Source organism: Pseudomonadota bacterium (genome assembly GCA_039818985.1).
In the GTDB taxonomy this organism is placed as follows: Bacteria; Pseudomonadota; Alphaproteobacteria; order Sphingomonadales; family Sphingomonadaceae; genus Alterisphingorhabdus.
This window is the reverse complement of record JBCBSU010000001.1, coordinates 515,015-531,010: the sequence shown is the minus strand read 5'-3', so window position 1 is coordinate 531,010 and position 15,996 is coordinate 515,015. Positions and strand designations below refer to the sequence as shown.

Below are 15,996 nucleotides of genomic sequence, written 5' to 3'. Positions count from 1 at the left end.
GCCGCAGCATCGCGCAACATCCGTTCAACGCCACGTCATGATCAGGGAATCCTTACCCGGAAACGTTGCAAATATATCACTCACGGGTGTGAAGTGCGCAATTAACAGCTTTTTTCAATTGTCGGATTCTTCAGGGAAACCTATCAGCGAAAGGTCTGAAAGGGCACAAAATAGCCCGTTAACATAATCGCGCACATCGTATCTCGGGGAGAGACAATAATGAAAATCCGTAACTCTGCAATCAAGGTTGCGCTGCTCTCGGGCGTCGGCATCGGCTCGCTGGGCTTCTCGGTCGCAGCGCATGCCCAGGACACCGGCGCTGCAGCAGCACCGCAGGCCGACGACCAGAGTGTCGACGAATTCGATGATGAATTTGATGACAACGTTCTCGTCGTGACTGCCACCAAGCGTCAGACGACGCTGCAGGAAACGCCGATCTCGGTTTCCGTGACCTCTGCAGAAACACTGGACAATGCACTGATCCGTGACGTTCTCGACCTGCAGACAGTGACTCCGTCGCTGCGTGTCAGCCAGTTGCAGAACTCTTCCAGCACCACCTTTATCATTCGCGGCTTCGGCAATGGCGACAACAACTTCGGCATCGAGCCATCGGTCGGCGTGTTTGTCGATGGCGTGTTCCGCTCACGTTCGATCGGCGCTCTGGGCGACATCGCCAATGTCGAGCGCATCGAGGTGCTGCGCGGCCCGCAATCGACACTGTTCGGCAAAAACGCTTCTGCCGGCGTCATCTCCGTCGTCACCCGCGCGCCGCAATATGAATGGGGCGGCAACATCGAAGCCGTTTACGGTAATTTCAACCAGTTCCTGATCAAGGGCGACATCACCGGCCCGATCACCGATACCCTCGCCTTCTCGGTCGACGCCAACTACAACCGTCGTGACGGTTTCTTCGATATCGAGAATCTGAACCAGGACATTAATGACCGTAACCGCTGGAATGTTCGTGGCCAGTTGCTGTTTGAACCGACCGACAGCCTGACCATCCGCGCCCAGGCCGACTATTCGCGGATCGATGAAGTCTGCTGTGCCGTCAACACCCTGGTTGCCGGGCCAACCGCGCCTGCCGTTGTCGGTGTCGGTGGTACGCTCAACACCGACTTCTTCAGCGACGATGTTTTCCTCAGCCAGGTCCCGGTCAATGAAGTCGACAATTATGGCGGATCGATACAGGTCGATTACGAGACCGGCCCGATTACCATCACCTCGATCACGGCCTATCGCGAGCTCGACAACTTTGTCGACCAGGATGTTGATTTCACCAGCGCCGACATTGTCAGCGAGATTCGCGATCAGAGAGTCCAGACATTCACCCAGGAATTTCGGATTGCATCCGATTTCGATGGTCCGTTCAACTTCCTGCTCGGCGGTTTCTATTTCGATGAATCGATCGAGCAGAACAGCGACCTGACCACAGGCCAGGTGGCGCGGCCGTTCTTCGAACTGCTGACCCCCACCGGACAGGGCACATTCCTGGGCGTGGAAAACGCTCTGGGCCTGCCGCTGAACAGCATTTTCTCACCGGGTCCGCTGACCACCGAGCGTTATACGCTGGACAACACCTCCTGGTCGATCTTCGGCACCTTTGATTTCGAACCGGTTGAAGGCCTCGTCTTTACCGCCGGCTTCAACTACACCGATGACGAAAAGGATTTTGCGCTGACCCAGACGTCCTTTGACGAACTGGCCAATGTCAATCTCGTCGATGCCTTTATCGTTGGTGGCATAGCAGGCGCAACAATGACACCGCCCAATCAGATCGGGCCTGCGGAAATCGCCGCGTTCCAGACCGCACAGCCAGATGCGTTCGCCGCAATTGCTGCTGCTGCGCTAGATCCTGGCCAGAACCAGCTTCTCGGCTTGGCACCGTTCCAGTTCCAGCCGCCTTTCCTCAACATCCCAAATTCTGTTGAAGACGGTCGCACACGGGATGACGAGCTGACATACACCTTCCGCGTCGCCTATGATGTTTCCGATCAGGTGAACGTGTATTTCTCCTATGCCACCGGCTTCAAAGCCAGCTCGGTCAACCTGTCGCGCGACAGTCGGCCGCTGTTCGGGGACTTCATCCCCGGCCCTGGCAACAGCACCATCCTGGCTCCCGCCTCACCGATCCTCGGTGCCGGTCTCGCAGTTCCGAACCTGACCACCGGTTCGCGCTTTGCCGGTCCGGAAGAAGCCGAAGTCTATGAAGTCGGCCTGAAGGCTCAGTTTGACGGCATCGGTTTCAATCTGGCGCTGTTCGACCAGACCATCGAAGGCTTCCAGTCCTTCCTGTTCACCGGCACCGGCTTCCAGCTCAACAATGCAGGCCAGCAATCGGTGACGGGTTTTGAGTTCGATGCCACGATCATACCGGCTGACGGTCTGGTATTTACATTCGCAACCACCTATCTCGACCCGATCTTCGACAGCTTTGTCGATAGCCCGGTCGGTGACCTCACCGGACAGCGCCCCGGCGGTATTCCGGAATGGAGCATCGCAACCTCGGCAACCTATACGCATGATTTCGGTGGATCGGGTAACAGGCTGATCACACGTCTCGACTATCAGCATGAGAGCAATGTCAACGTGAATAACGGCCTTCCGACATTCAACGCATCACTCGGCAACACCCAGATTTTCCGCCGTGCGGTTAATCTGGTGAACGGTTCGATGACGTTGCAACTGGACAATGGTTTCGAAATCGGTGCCTTTGCGCGTAACCTGCTCAATGACCGTTACATCCTGACGGTATTTGACGGTGTGGCCCAGGCCGGCACGGTTTCCGGCTATCCCAGCCCGCCGCGTACCTTTGGCGGTCTGGTCCGTTATCGTTTCTGATAACAGATCCATTTACCTGATACTGAAAGGGGCGTCGGCAACGGCGCCCCTTTTCTTTTGCTGACCTGAGTCACATGCGGTCTGCGCCCGGCCCATGGCAGCACAATTACAATCCGCTGCCTATCGCAGCGGTCGCAATGCTGATTATTGCTCTGATCGTCCTGTCGGCGTTTGGGAGCAGACTGAAATGGCGCAGCCAGTCAGTACTGGTGCAGCAGCAAAGACGCTGGCTTATAGGCTAACAACTCCAAAAAAAGGGCCACCCCAAAGGATGGCCCCCATGCCTTCCCGCTTTTACGGGCAGGCCCTCTCCTGCATTGGTTAGAATTTGGTGCGGATCGTCGCCCCGTAAAAGGCCGGGTCCTCAATAAAGGCACCACGCGACCGGTCACCCGCCACGCCGCGCAACGGCGTGTTGAAGGTGATACCACGGGTACGCTCATCGAAGATATTGGTGCCCCAGAATTCGATGGTGAAGCGCTCATCCGGCGAGGTAAAACCGAAGCGCAGGTTCATCTTCACATTGGCCTCCTGCACATCGAACGGAATCAGCGCCGCCGGATTCATCGGATCGGCCGGATCGAACAGGGCGGGCTCGACCGGGTTGGTGCTGGTCCGTCGTGCAGACTCATAGCGCACCGTCGCATTCGCCAGGAACGTCCAGTCGGTGCCGCTGCTGATCGGACCGTCATAGGTGAAGCCGAAAATACCTGTAAATTCAGGCGCGTTAACCAGCGGGAAACCGCACAAGCCCAGCGCCAGAGCGGCAGAGTTACCGGTAAGGCCGGCATTACAGCCTTCGCCAAATTCCGCATCGGCATAGGTGATGGCAACATTGGTGGTGATATAATCATTCCACTGACCGACAATCTCCAGTTCGGCACCGGTCGATGTCACGTCATTGACGTTGAATGTCTGGAACTGCACTCCGGTAAATTCGAGCACCTGAAAGTCCTCAATCTCGGTGTGGAACAGGGCCAGATTGGCGCGAACCTTGCCGTCGAACAATGTCGATTTGATGCCGAGCTCATAAGCATCGACAACTTCCGAATTGAACGTCGGATCGGCGCCCAGCGCAGCGGCTGTCGGGTCAAGGTTGAAACCACCCGCCTTGAAGCCGCGCGAAACACCGCCATAGATCAGATAGTCGTCACTCGGCTCCCAGGCCAGCTGCAGCGTCCAGGTGAGCTGATCATCCCGGAATGTATCGTCAAACTGGTTTGGCAGCGGCAATACTGTCGAAAGATCGACAGGCACCACTGCACCACCCGGCCCGATGGGCAGATTGGCGATGGTATTGGCCTCGGCGGCGAACGGGAAACAGGTAAGACCCACGGCGCCTGCCTGTAACGGCCCCGGAATCGCACCGGTGATCGCACCGCTGGCTACCGCGGTACAGGCATCGCTGCTGGCAGCGAGCTGGACGAAGGCGCCATCTTTCCGCTCTTCCACATAACGCGCGCCAGCGGTGAAGCTGAGTGTATCGGTAATGTGGAACACATTATGGGTAAAGATCGACCAGCTTTCGGCATCCTGGGTGAACAGGTTGTTGGCGAAGGACCCGCTGGCATTCACACCACCAGCCAGTGCCAATAGCGGATTGGGACCAAGGGTGGTGCCCACCGCCGGGAAGAAGGCCGTGCCTACGGCAGCCTGAAAGTCATCGCCCAGAGTCAGTGACTGGACTTCACGAATATCCTCATTGGCGTAAAAGCCACCAACCAGCCAGTCGATCCTGTCATCGAACAGCGATCCCTGGAACCGCAGCTCTGCGGTAAATGTCTGGATATTGGTGTCATTGGGTCGCGAACCCGCCGGATTGAAGTTGGAACCGGCACCCGAAGTAAACAGGTTGAGGCCGACAAAGTCCGACTCCTGCCGCGATTGCGCGTTGAAATCACGATAGGCAATAATGGTCGTTGCCTGTACTTCGCCCAGATCCCATTTCAACTCGCCTGAAATACCCCATTGGTCATTGGGGTTTTCAAATTGTTGCGAATTGGAGTCACGGCCTTCAAACGCCTGAAAACCGGAGGTGACGACACCGCCATTGGCCGGCAGGCCATAGGCAGCGAAAGCCCCCGCAGCAACCAGACCGGTCTCACGCAGAATGACAGCATCGCAGCATTCGTCATTGGCGTCGATATAGTCACCAATGACCCTGAGGCTGATCTCGGGCGCAGGCTCCCACAGCAACTGGCCGCGTACCAGGATGCGGTCGCGGGTACCACTTTCCGCACCGGTCACCTCGCTGGTGAGGATGCCGTCACGATGGCGATAGGCGCCGGACACACGAATACCCAGCGTATCCTGCACCAGCGGAACGCTGATACCACCCTGCACATTGATCTGGTTGAAATTGCCATAGGTGGCATTGGCAAAGCCCTCAACATCGGTGAGGCTGGGGCGTTTGGTGGTGATATTCAGCGCACCGGCCGAAGTGTTGCGGCCAAACAGCGTACCCTGCGGACCACGCAGGACTTCAAGCCGTTCCAGATCCACAAGGTCGCCCAAGGCAACGCCGGGTCGTGACTGATATACACCATCGATGAACACGCCGACCGAGCTTTCCAGACCGGTATTGTTACCGGTAGTGCCGATGCCGCGAATACGGATCGAGGTGCCCTGGGATTCGGTTTGGGATGACTGCAGGTTGAAGCTCGATGACAGCGAACCGAGGTTACGAATGTCGACAATGCCCTGTCGATCGAGTTCGACCTGGCTGACTGCGGTGACCGCAATCGGAATATCCTGAATGTCCTGTGCCCTCAGGGTTGCTGTCACAATGACGACATTGTCGTCATCGTCGAAATCGTCTTCAGCTTGTGGTGTTATATCTGAATCCTGAGCATAAGCTGTGCCACAGGCAAGCGAGGCTAACGACGCCGAACAGCATAGCCCCAGTACAGGTTTCCAAACCTTACGCATCCTCATCTCCCATGAAAGATTGCTATGTTTTGGCCACCACCTGCGAACTTTTGTCTCGTCAGATGGCAGTTGAAAGAAATTTGTCACAGATAGGGATGCGATGCAATTTTTTTTCTTGAATCTGCGGTTCTTGGCAAAATCAGAACGAATTGACGTTACGGTATAGGGACTTCATGCCGCCAATGGCATCGGGGACAAAACCGCCTGTAAAGCACTGTAAGGAAAACTGATGCGTTTGTGCAACAAGGCCAGGCGCAACCGGGCTTGCATTTCCATCATCGGCAGATAGCGTGCGCCGACGACAGGATAATGCAAAATACGACAAGGGAGAGCAACATGCCCGGCGTGCTGGATGGGGTGACGATCATTGAAATGGCCGGAATCGGTCCGGGGCCGTTTGCGGCGATGATGCTGGCCGATCATGGTGCCCGGGTGATCCGGGTCGAGCGTCCCGGTGCGCCGCAAATGCGGGATATACTCAACCGCTCGCGCGAAATCGTCACCGCCGACCTCAAAAGCGGGGAAGGCGTTGCCAAGGTGCGCGAGCTGGCATGTGATGCCGATGGCCTGATCGAAGGTTTTCGCCCCGGGGTGATGGAACGGCTGGGTCTGGGCCCCGATATACTGCACAGCAACAACCCGGCTTTGGTTTATGGCCGTATGACGGGCTGGGGCCAGACCGGCCCCTATGCCCCCTTTGCCGGGCATGACATCAACTATATCGCGCTATCCGGTGCGCTGCATGGCTATGGTCGTGCAGGCCAGAAACCGACCCCTCCGATCAACGCCGTGGGTGATTTTGGCGGCGGCGGCATGATGATGGCCTTTGGCATGGTGGCAGGGATATTATCGGCACGCCAGACCGGCAAAGGCCAGGTGATCGATTGCGCCATGACCGATGGATCCGCCATCCTGTCGGCCATGACCTATACTTTTCTCGCCAATGGCCAGTGGCGCGATGAGCGCGGCGTCAATCTGCTCGATACCGGCGCGCATTTCTATGACAGCTATGAGACCGCCGATGGCAAATATGTCTCTATCGGCGCGATTGAGGCGCAATTCTATGCTGAACTGCGCGCCCGCGCCGGTCTGGCTGAAGACGCGGATTTCGATCCGCAGATGAACCCGGCGGAGTGGCCGAAGCTGAAGGAGAAACTGGCCACTATCTTCAAGAGCAAGACCCGGGATGAATGGTGCGAACTGCTGGAGCATAGCGACGCCTGTTTTGCCCCGGTGCTGAGCCTGACCGAAGCGCCCGACCATCCGCACAATGCCGCGCGCCAGACCTATATCGCGGTCGACGGCATGGTGCAGCCGGCCCCGGCACCCCGCTTTTCCGAAACCCCGGCGCCCAAACCGCGCATGGGGTGAGATAATTTCCTCCTCGTTTACGGGGAGAGGGACCGTCAAAGACGGTGGAGGGGGGATAGCGGCTTGGTACGGCGCAAGTGGAGCCCCCCTCAGTCTCGCCTTTGCGAAAGCTACGGCGAGCCACCTCCCCACAAGCGGGGAGGATTTACACAAACACCGACCAGCCGGTTTGCTCCACCAGTGCCTCGAGCGCTATGCTGCCGACGGTCGAGGTCCCCGCATGGTTGAGTCCCGGTGACCAGACGGCAATCGCGCCATATGTCGGCGCGATCACCAATATCCCGCCACCGACACCGCTTTTGCCCGGCAGGCCGATGCGAAAGGCAAAATCGCCGCTATTGTCATAATGGCCGCAGCTCATCATCACTGCGTTGATGCGGCGGCATAAAGAGGCGGTGACCACCTGTTCACCGGTTTCCGGATCGCAGCCGTCAAACGCCAGGAACAGCGCCGCGCGCGCCAGCTGGCGGCAGGTCATGCTGATGGCACAATGGCGAAAATAGGCCGATAGTGTCTGCTCGACCTCATTGGTCATATTGTCGCAGGAGGCCATGAAATTGGCCAGCGCCCGGTTGCGGGCACCGGCCTTCGCTTCCGAAGCCGCGACCTCTTCATCAATCCCTATGCTGCCATCCTGAGCCAGATAGCGCAGCCGTTCGACAATTTCATTGACCATGGTGTCGCAATCATCATTGCGCACCAGATGGTCGGTGACGACGATCGCGCCGGCATTGATCAGCGGGTTGCGCGGAATGCCATGCTCATATTCCAGCTGGACGATGGAATTGAAGCTGCTGCCTGAGGGTTCGCGTCCGACCCGCTTCCAGAGCTCATCGCCGATCAGGCGGAGCACCATGGACAGGGTGAACACCTTGGAGATGCTCTGGATGGAAAATGGCGTTTCCGCATCGCCCAGCGTCTCGACAGTGCCATCCCTGAGGGCAATTGCCATGCCGAACTGATCGGGATCGACCGCCGCCAGAGCCGGGATATAGTCGGCAACCTTGCCGCTGCCGATATGCGGACGGGTTGCCTGATCGACATTGTGCAGAATCTGGTCCCAGTCGGTATTCATCATTGTCTCCCGGCAATATTGGCGCTGCCAGGGGAGTAGGAAATTATTGCACCCGTGTCAGGGAAAATGCAGGAGGGCGCGATGAACTGGCGCGCATTGATCCCGGACCGCTTTGTAATGGTGCTGCTGGCGACGATTATCGTTGCCAGCCTGCTACCGCTGTCAGGCGTTGCAGCGCAGGCAGGAGAGATTATCGCTGCCATGGCGATCTTCCTGCTGTTCCTCCTGCATGGCCTTCGCCTGCCGCGGACCGAGGTGCTGCACGCCATTCGTGACTGGCGCTTGCAGGCGATGATCGCTTTGTTCGTATTCGGAATCATGCCGCTGGTTGGGTTGGGAGCAGCGACGATGATGCAGGGTCTGCTCCCCGCCGGTCTGATTACCGGGCTGATCTTTGTCGGACTGCTGCCCAGCACCGTCCAATCGGCTATCAGCTATGCCTCGCTCGCCGGTGGCAATATCGCCGCATCGGTGGTGGCATCGGCGCTGCTCAATCTCGCGGCAATCATCATCACCCCGCTGCTGGTGATCCTGACCATTGGCCCTGGTGATGCGCAAGACGGCGCTGCGACCGGCGGCGCGCTGATCGGCAAGATCATGCTGATCCTGTTGCTGCCCTTCTGCCTCGGTCAACTGCTTCAGAGCCGACTTGGGGCATGGGCCAGAAAACAGGCAAGACTGCTCGGTTTCATGGACAAGAGCGCTATCGCCATCGCCGTCTATGTTGCCTTTGGTTCCGCCGTGGCCGGCGGCCTGTGGCAGCAGGTCGATGCCCGTGAACTGGGACTGCTCTGCGTTATTATCGCGCTGATGCTGATATTCGCCTTTGGCGGAAGCTGGGCGCTGAGCAGTACGCTCGATCTGGCGCGCAGTGATCGCATCTCGCTGATGTTCAGCGGATCGCACAAGAGCATCGCCACCGGCGCACCAATGGCGGCGCTGATCTTCGCCGGCCCTGAAGCGGGGATGGTGATCCTGCCGGCGCTGATCTATCACCAGCTGCAACTGATCATCTCGGCGCCACTGGCCAACCGTCTGCAAAGGCCGGTGCTGAAATCCCGTCTCTAGAGATGCCGCAATGCCTGTGCCGGTTTGGCCGCAAGCACCGGTAGTGCCCCGACCAGCCCGACGACCAGTGTCAGCAGCGCACCGCCGCCGAGGGTCAACATGACAATAGTCCAGTCGGGCGCAAAGCCGAACTGGAAGATCTGGGTCATGACATACCAGGAAGCAGCATAGCCCAGCCCCAGCGCCACCAGCGCCAGGATCAGCGACAACAGGCCATATTCCATCGCCTGCACCAGCAGGATCTGGCGTCGCGTCGCGCCCAGCGTCTTGAGGATGACGCTGTCATAGGTCCTTGCCTGGCGCGAGGCAGCGATGGCACCGATCAGCACCGCCAGACCCGAAAGGATGGTGATCGCCGCAGCCGCGGTGATCGCTGTCGCCATCTGGTTCAATATGGTGCGCACCTCGCCGATTATCTCGCTGACCTCGATCACTGTTGCCGAGGGAAACAACTCCAAGATGACATTGGACGCCTTGCGCTCCAGCAGATCATTGCCGGGATCGGACAGGCTCACCGTAGCGGCGAGATTGTGCGGCGCATCACGCAGGGCATTGGGTGAGAACACCATGGTATAGTTGAAACCCAGCGTCTCCCAGTTGATCTTGCGCAGCGACGCGATTTCGGCCGTCATCTCGCGACCGAGCAGGCTGACGCTCAGGGTATCGCCGACTTCAAGCCCAAGCACACCGGCCATCTCTTCATCGATCGAAACCAGTGGCGGACCATTATAGAGCAGCGGCCACCATTGCCCGTCGATCAACTCGCTTCCCTGGGGCAGTTCGGCGGCATAGGTCAGCCCGCGTTCGCCACGCAGATACCAGGCGCCTTCGGGCAGCTCCTCCAGATCGGCGACACGCGTATCGCCATAGGCGGTGATGCGGCCACGCAAAGCGGGCACGGTGGCGACCTCTGCATCGGCATCGACTATAGCTACACGCTCGCGCAGCTCAGCTTCGCGATCCACCGGAATGTCGAGCGCAAACAGGCTTGGCGCGCGTTGCGGCACCGACCGGGTGATCTCACCGGTAAGGCTGGTCTGAATCGCGGCGAGGATGACGAACAGCGTCAGCCCCAGGCCCAACGCTACCACCAATGCACCCGTCTGCGCGCCGGGACGGTGCAGCCCGGCCATGGCAAGGCGGACCAGTGGCTGACGCGGACGCGGCAGGCGCGCGGCAATCCAGCGGATGGCAACGCCCAACAGCGCCAGCAGCAGCAACATGGCTAGCGATGCACCGAGAAAACCCGCAGAGAATAGTGGCTCGCGCGCGGTCAGCATTGCCAATGCGACAATTGCGGCAAAAGCAATCATGACCAGCACGACCGTCAGCGGGTCGAAGCGGCGCTGGCCATCGACGAGGTCGCGGAACAGCCCGGCCGCAGGGACATAACGTGCCCGCGCCAGCGGCGGCAGCGCAAAAATGATCGCGATCAGCAGCCCGTAAAGCGCCGCCGCCAGCAGCGGTACCGGATGCAGGCTTATGCCCGGGCTGACCGGCAGCACATCGCCCAGGGCAGCAATGATCAGGGGCGGCACCAGCGCACCGAGTAGCAGCCCGGTCACAATCGCCAGCGCCGCGACTGCCGCCAGTTGCAGCAGATAGATACGGGCAATATCCCCGGTCTCGGCTCCCAATACCTTGAAAGTGGCAATGCTGCCGCGCTTGCCAGCGAGGTAGGAAGAGACACCATTGCCGACGCCGATGCCGGCAACGATAAGCGCCGTCAGACCGACCAGCCCGAGAAACTGGCCCAGCCGCTCGATAAAACGTGTGGTTCCGGGCGCCCCTTCCTCACGATCCTTCACCTCCCAGCCGGCGGTCGGGAATTGCGCTGTCAAATTTTCCGCAACTGCTGCGGGATTGGCCCCTGCCGGGGTCTTGATGCGGTATTTTGTCTCATACAGACTGCCCGGCTGGACCAAGCCGGTACGCGCCAGCCCGTCGAGCGATACCAGCGCCACCGGGCCAAGGGTAAAGCCCTCGCCTATCCGGTCCGGCTCCTCGGTGACAATATGGGTGATGGTGAATTGCGCCGTACCGAATTGCAGCCGGTCACCGATACCCAGATTGAGCCGATCGATCAGTCCCTGCCCGACCACTACCGACTGGTTATCCAACGGCGCGTCGAGCGTGCTGCCATCGGCGAAAAGCACAGCGCCATAATGCGGATAGAGCGCGTCGACGCCTTTCAGCTCGACCAAAACCCGCGACGGGCCTGAATCCGTCTGTGCATCATCACCCACAGCCCGCGCCATGGCACGCATCCGGTTGGTCTCGGAAACGCTGCCGGCGCTGTCAAAGGCGACACGCTCTTCCTCGCTGGCATAACGCTGCGATATGGCAATCTCGACATCGCCACCCAGTATCTCCTGCCCGCGCTGACTCAGCTCACTGGTAATAGAGGTCGTAAGGCTGCCAATTGTCGCCAGTGTCGCGACACCAAGGAACAAGCAGATGAACAGCAGGCGAAGACCGCGAAACCGGCCGTTGAGATCACGCCGGGCAATGGTCCAGATCCGGCCCCAGCTCATGCCGCATTCTGTCCGGCAACGGTGGAGGCAGGGGTGGAGGTCGGGGCGGAAGCGGTGGCAGCCGCGGTTCCGCTATCATCAACGATCCGGCCATCACCCATGGTGATGATGCGACCGCATTTCGCCGCCAGCGCCGGGTCATGGGTAATCATCACCAGCGTCGCCGCGCTATGGCGGTGGCGTTCGAACAAGATGTCGATGATCTCGCTGCCAGTCTCGCCGTCGAGATTGCCTGTCGGCTCATCGGCGAACAGGATATCAGGCCGTGACACAATCGCGCGGGCAATGGCGACGCGTTGCTGCTCGCCGCCGGAAAGCTGGGTCGGATAATGGCCAAGCCTGTGCCCGAGGCCGACTTTTTCCAGCGCGTCGCTCGCCCGGGCGCGAATATCTTCACCGGAGTCCAGCTCCAGCGGCACCATGACATTCTCCAGCGCCGTCATGGTTGGCAGCAGGTGGAACGCCTGAAGGATGATTCCGATGGTGCCGCGCCGTGCCCGGGCCAGTCCGTCCTCATCCATATCGGCGATCGGTGTACCGCTGACGATGATCTCGCCCGATGTCGGTTTCTCCAGCCCGGTGAGGAGCGCCATCATCGACGATTTGCCCGAACCCGATGGCCCCAATATCGCTACACTCTCGCCCCTGGTGACGGCCAGGTCGATGCCCTTGAGAATTTCCACCGGCGCGTCGGCGGCACCCAATGTGAGGGTGACATTGCGCGCTTCGAGCACTATCTCGGCTGCAGGCGCTTCATGGTCTGTTGATCGGGCCATAGGGGGCAGGCTTTCTTAAAGGATGAGTCATGACAGGTGGCAATATGAAACCATATAGCGTTCCTCTGCTGCTATGCCAGCTATCGCTGCTTCTGCTGTCGGCCTGCGGGCCATCGGCTTCGACCAACGACAATGCAGCGCGCCCTGGCACCGAGGCGACGGAAAATACAGGCTCTGGCAAGGCACTGACCGGCCCGCAAAGCGCCGAGGAGGCCGAAACGCTGGTGCTGGCTCTGGGGGACAGTCTCTATGCCGGCTATAATCTCGATCGCGGCGAGGGTTTTCCTGAAGAGTTGCAAAATGCACTGGTGGCGAATGGCCTGAATGTCTTTGTCGCCAATGCAGGAGTATCGGGTGATACCAGCGCTGCCGGGCGCCAGCGGCTCGGCTATGCGCTGGACGGACTGCCGCGCAACCCCGATCTGGTGGTGATGGGCCTGGGCGGCAACGACATGCTGCGCGGCATAGAGCCGGAAGAAACCCGGGCCAATCTCGACGCGATGCTGGAGATGCTCGCAGCGCGCAATATCCCGGTGGTGCTGACCGGAATGCTGGCCGCACCCAATCTTGGGCCTGATTATGAACAGGCCTTCAACCCGATCTTTCCCGATCTGGCGAAAAAATATGATGCCGCGCTCTACCCGTTCTTCCTCGACGGCGTGGTAACTGACCCGGAACTGATGCTGGCCGATGGCATCCACCCCAATGCGGAAGGGGTGGACAAGGTGGTCACACGGGTCGCGCCGATCGTTGCGGCGGCATTGGGTGGCAATGCCGGCGGCGGTTAACGGTCGAGCAGTGCCACCGCGACAGCCGCAATGGCGCCCAGCCCGAGACCGGTGAGCAGGCCGATCACCGGCTCACCGAACAGCGCGCCGCCGGCAATTGCGCCACCCATTGTACCCAGCGCAATAAACACGCCGCCCGCCGCCGCCGGGCGTCGCGGCGGGGTATCGGCAGAAAGCGGCTTCAGTTCATCTCGATCGGTCATGCAGCGTCAGGTGGCGATGATTACGGCCAAAGTCCAGTGATTATCTGGTGCCGCTCGATATCAACCCTGCATAGTCTGGCTAGTGGGAAACATGGCTAAAGCTGCGTTTACCAACACCATGAAAGAACCATCCACCCGCTGCTGCTACAAGCGCGACTGACAGATTCCATGAAAAGGCCCGATATGCCCCTGACAGAAAGCCGCAATGACGCTGGCCCGCTGACCAGTGTCGGACGTGCATCGCAACACGCTGCCATCACCACCAGCCGCAAGGCGTTTGAAGAGGCGCTGAACATGGTGGAGGTGCTGGCCGATGCTGCAGGCGACCAGGCTGAAGACAATGCCCGGCGCGCGCGTGATCTTGGCAACCATATCCATTTCTGCCACTGGCGCGAGGTCAGGCGGATTATTGCCACACTTGGCGCCCGGACGATCAGCGGCACCGTCAACTAGACAAAACTGATCCACCCGCGACATTGAAGAAGCGGCTGTCGCCTGGAATGGCATTGAACAGTGCATCATCGGTGCCGGTCATCCAGACCTGCGCGGGGCGTGACGCCAGCTGTTCGTAGAGTGCGGCGCGGCGACGGGCATCGATATGCGCCGCAATCTCATCGAGCAGCAGCACGGCGGGCACTCCGGGACGCATTTCCGCCACCAGGTCATTATGTGTCAGCATCAGCGCGATCAGCATCGCCTTTTGCTCGCCGGTGGAGCATTGCGCCGCTGCCGCACCCGTCTGACGCATGCTTACCGCCAGATCATCGCTATGCGGCCCATCAAGCGTGCGGCCAGCAGCCGCATCACGGCGACGTGAACTGCGCCAGATTTCCGCAAGCGCATCAAGATCCCCGACGCGGCTCTCCAGTTGCAACGCAGGTTTGGCGAATATCCCGGTTTGCGAAGCCTCGAGAAAACCGTCAAGCTGGTCGATCACCGCCGAGCGCGACGCGGCCACCGCCATAGCATGGGTCGCCATCCGTGCCTCGATCGCATCGAGCCACAGTGGATCGGCGGGTTCCTCGGTCGCCAGCAGCCGATTGCGCTCACGCATGGCGTTTTCATATTGCTGGCAATGGTGCGCATGCGTCGGACGCACCGCTGCGACCATGCGGTCGAAATAGCGCCTGCGCGCGCCAACAGTATCGACGAACAGCCGATCCTGTGTCGGGGTTAGCCAGCTGATAGCCAGCACATTCTGGAAATCGCCATGGCTTGCCGACTGGCCGTCGATACGCGCCAGCCGCCGGCCCGGCTGATCCGCCTTGATACCGGTGCCGATTGCTAGCCGACCGGACCGGCTGTCAAGCCGCACTGCAACCGCAAAGCCACCGGCTCCGCCCTGGCGCGCCATCTGTGCCGGAGGGACGCCGCGCAGGCCCCGGCCCGGCGCGAAAAGGGATACCGCCTCGAGTATGTTGGTCTTGCCGGCGCCATTGTCACCGGTGAGCACGACGATCTTTGCCAGGCCGTCAAGATGGCTTTCGCCATGATTGCGAAAATCGGTCAGGGTGAGGCCAGAAATCGTCATGGCATCAGCCTCTAGGACAAAGAAAAGCCAGCGCACAGTCCCTTTTCACAACGGCTCATTCATACACCATTCATGAAATCCCAACAGATGGGAAATTTTCCCAATTTGTAGGATTTTACAATTTGCTAAGGATGGCAGCTTTTCATTAAGCTGTTGATATATATCTATTTTATAAAACTGGCACGCCTGATGCTATGTAGTGGACAACCGGGAAATGGTTCTCGGGATCAAACAAAGAGACAAGGAATTCACTATGACCATCGATTTTTCACAGGCCGCTTTCGTTTCCATCATGACCGGCGTCGTTGCCCTGTTTGCTTCGTTCGCTTCGGTTATCTGAACCAACCCGATTACAGAAAGGACAATATCATGAGCACCATCGTTTCCCAGGCCGCATTCGTTTCCGTAGCCGCCAGCATCGTCGCCGTATTCGCTTCGTTCGCAGCGGTCATCTGAACCACATCACGAACCAACCCATTACTCGAACACAGGAGGACATCATGATGACAAGCGATATAAGCAATCTCGCTTTCACCACGCTGGTAAGCTTCGTTGTCTTTACGACAGCACTGTTTGCAGCAACGATCTGATCTATCGACACATGACCGGCAATCGGTCATTATCCGGGCAACGCAAATGCCCTGAACACAAGAGGAAAGAAAAGCATGAAGAACAAATTCCGCCTCGACAAGCAGAACGCCAAGCTGATGGGTGTATGCGGCGGTATCGCAAACTGGGCCGACATCGATGCCAGCATCATCCGTCTGCTCTGGGTACTGGCTACATTGTTCGGCGTAGGTTCGCCGATACTGATTTACCTGATCATCGGACTTGTGGCAGACTGACGCAGCCGATCACAGACCAGAATAACCGTGTCTGCT

General features: G+C 59.2%; 12 protein-coding genes. 6 read left to right on the top strand and 6 right to left on the bottom strand.

Annotated features, from left to right (window positions below):
* The first annotated feature begins 219 nt into the window (after positions 1-219).
* Complete coding sequence (locus AAFX04_02420; GenBank protein ID MEO1044276.1) at positions 220-2,841, top strand: TonB-dependent receptor; 2,622 nt, start codon at positions 220-222, stop codon at positions 2,839-2,841.
* A 321-nt stretch (positions 2,842-3,162) separates the two neighbouring features.
* On the opposite strand, the gene AAFX04_02415 is transcribed toward AAFX04_02420, so the two are convergent.
* Complete coding sequence (locus tag AAFX04_02415; GenBank protein ID MEO1044275.1) at positions 3,163-5,769, bottom strand: TonB-dependent receptor; 2,607 nt, start codon at positions 5,767-5,769, stop codon at positions 3,163-3,165.
* A gap of 336 nt (positions 5,770-6,105) precedes the next feature.
* Between AAFX04_02415 and AAFX04_02410 the strand changes: the two genes are divergently transcribed.
* Entirely contained in the window at positions 6,106-7,140 is a 1,035-nt protein-coding gene (locus AAFX04_02410) for a CaiB/BaiF CoA-transferase family protein (protein ID MEO1044274.1), read from the top strand.
* Positions 7,141-7,285: 145 nt separating this feature from the next.
* On the opposite strand, the gene AAFX04_02405 is transcribed toward AAFX04_02410, so the two are convergent.
* Positions 7,286-8,218, bottom strand: coding sequence for a glutaminase (locus AAFX04_02405; protein ID MEO1044273.1), 933 nt, complete (start codon positions 8,216-8,218; stop codon positions 7,286-7,288).
* Between the two features lie 78 nt (positions 8,219-8,296).
* Here AAFX04_02405 and AAFX04_02400 point away from each other — a divergent pair, with 78 nt between their 5' ends.
* Positions 8,297-9,283, top strand: a complete 987-nt coding sequence (locus AAFX04_02400; GenBank protein ID MEO1044272.1) for a bile acid:sodium symporter family protein — start codon at positions 8,297-8,299, stop codon at positions 9,281-9,283.
* Here AAFX04_02400 and AAFX04_02395 read toward each other — a convergent pair.
* Together AAFX04_02395 and AAFX04_02390 are read right to left on the bottom strand one after the other, a co-directional pair.
* Entirely contained in the window at positions 9,280-11,817 is a 2,538-nt protein-coding gene (locus AAFX04_02395; GenBank protein MEO1044271.1) for an FtsX-like permease family protein, read from the bottom strand. The genes AAFX04_02400 and AAFX04_02395 overlap by 4 nt on opposite strands.
* Positions 11,814-12,593, bottom strand: coding sequence for an ABC transporter ATP-binding protein (locus AAFX04_02390; protein ID MEO1044270.1), 780 nt, complete (start codon positions 12,591-12,593; stop codon positions 11,814-11,816). Before AAFX04_02390 ends, AAFX04_02395 begins: the two co-directional genes overlap by 4 nt.
* A gap of 44 nt (positions 12,594-12,637) precedes the next feature.
* Between AAFX04_02390 and AAFX04_02385 the strand changes: the two genes are divergently transcribed.
* The gene (locus AAFX04_02385) at positions 12,638-13,381 is read left to right on the top strand and encodes an arylesterase (GenBank protein ID MEO1044269.1); all 744 of its coding nucleotides are present in this window, start codon (positions 12,638-12,640) and stop codon (positions 13,379-13,381) included.
* On the opposite strand, the gene AAFX04_02380 is transcribed toward AAFX04_02385, so the two are convergent.
* Complete coding sequence (locus tag AAFX04_02380) at positions 13,378-13,584, bottom strand: hypothetical protein (GenBank protein MEO1044268.1); 207 nt, start codon at positions 13,582-13,584, stop codon at positions 13,378-13,380. The genes AAFX04_02385 and AAFX04_02380 overlap by 4 nt on opposite strands.
* 183 nt (positions 13,585-13,767) lie before the next feature.
* On the opposite strand from AAFX04_02380, the gene AAFX04_02375 reads away from it, so the two are divergent.
* Positions 13,768-14,037, top strand: a complete 270-nt coding sequence (locus AAFX04_02375) for a hypothetical protein (GenBank protein MEO1044267.1) — start codon at positions 13,768-13,770, stop codon at positions 14,035-14,037.
* Here AAFX04_02375 and recF read toward each other — a convergent pair.
* Positions 14,030-15,115 (bottom strand): DNA replication/repair protein RecF, encoded by a 1,086-nt coding sequence (gene recF, locus AAFX04_02370; protein MEO1044266.1) that lies wholly within the window; start codon positions 15,113-15,115, stop codon positions 14,030-14,032. The two genes, AAFX04_02375 and recF, sit on opposite strands and share 8 nt — an antisense overlap.
* 665 nt (positions 15,116-15,780) lie before the next feature.
* On the opposite strand from recF, the gene AAFX04_02365 reads away from it, so the two are divergent.
* Complete coding sequence (locus AAFX04_02365) at positions 15,781-15,960, top strand: PspC domain-containing protein (GenBank protein ID MEO1044265.1); 180 nt, start codon at positions 15,781-15,783, stop codon at positions 15,958-15,960.
* The last annotated feature ends 36 nt before the right edge of the window (positions 15,961-15,996 follow it).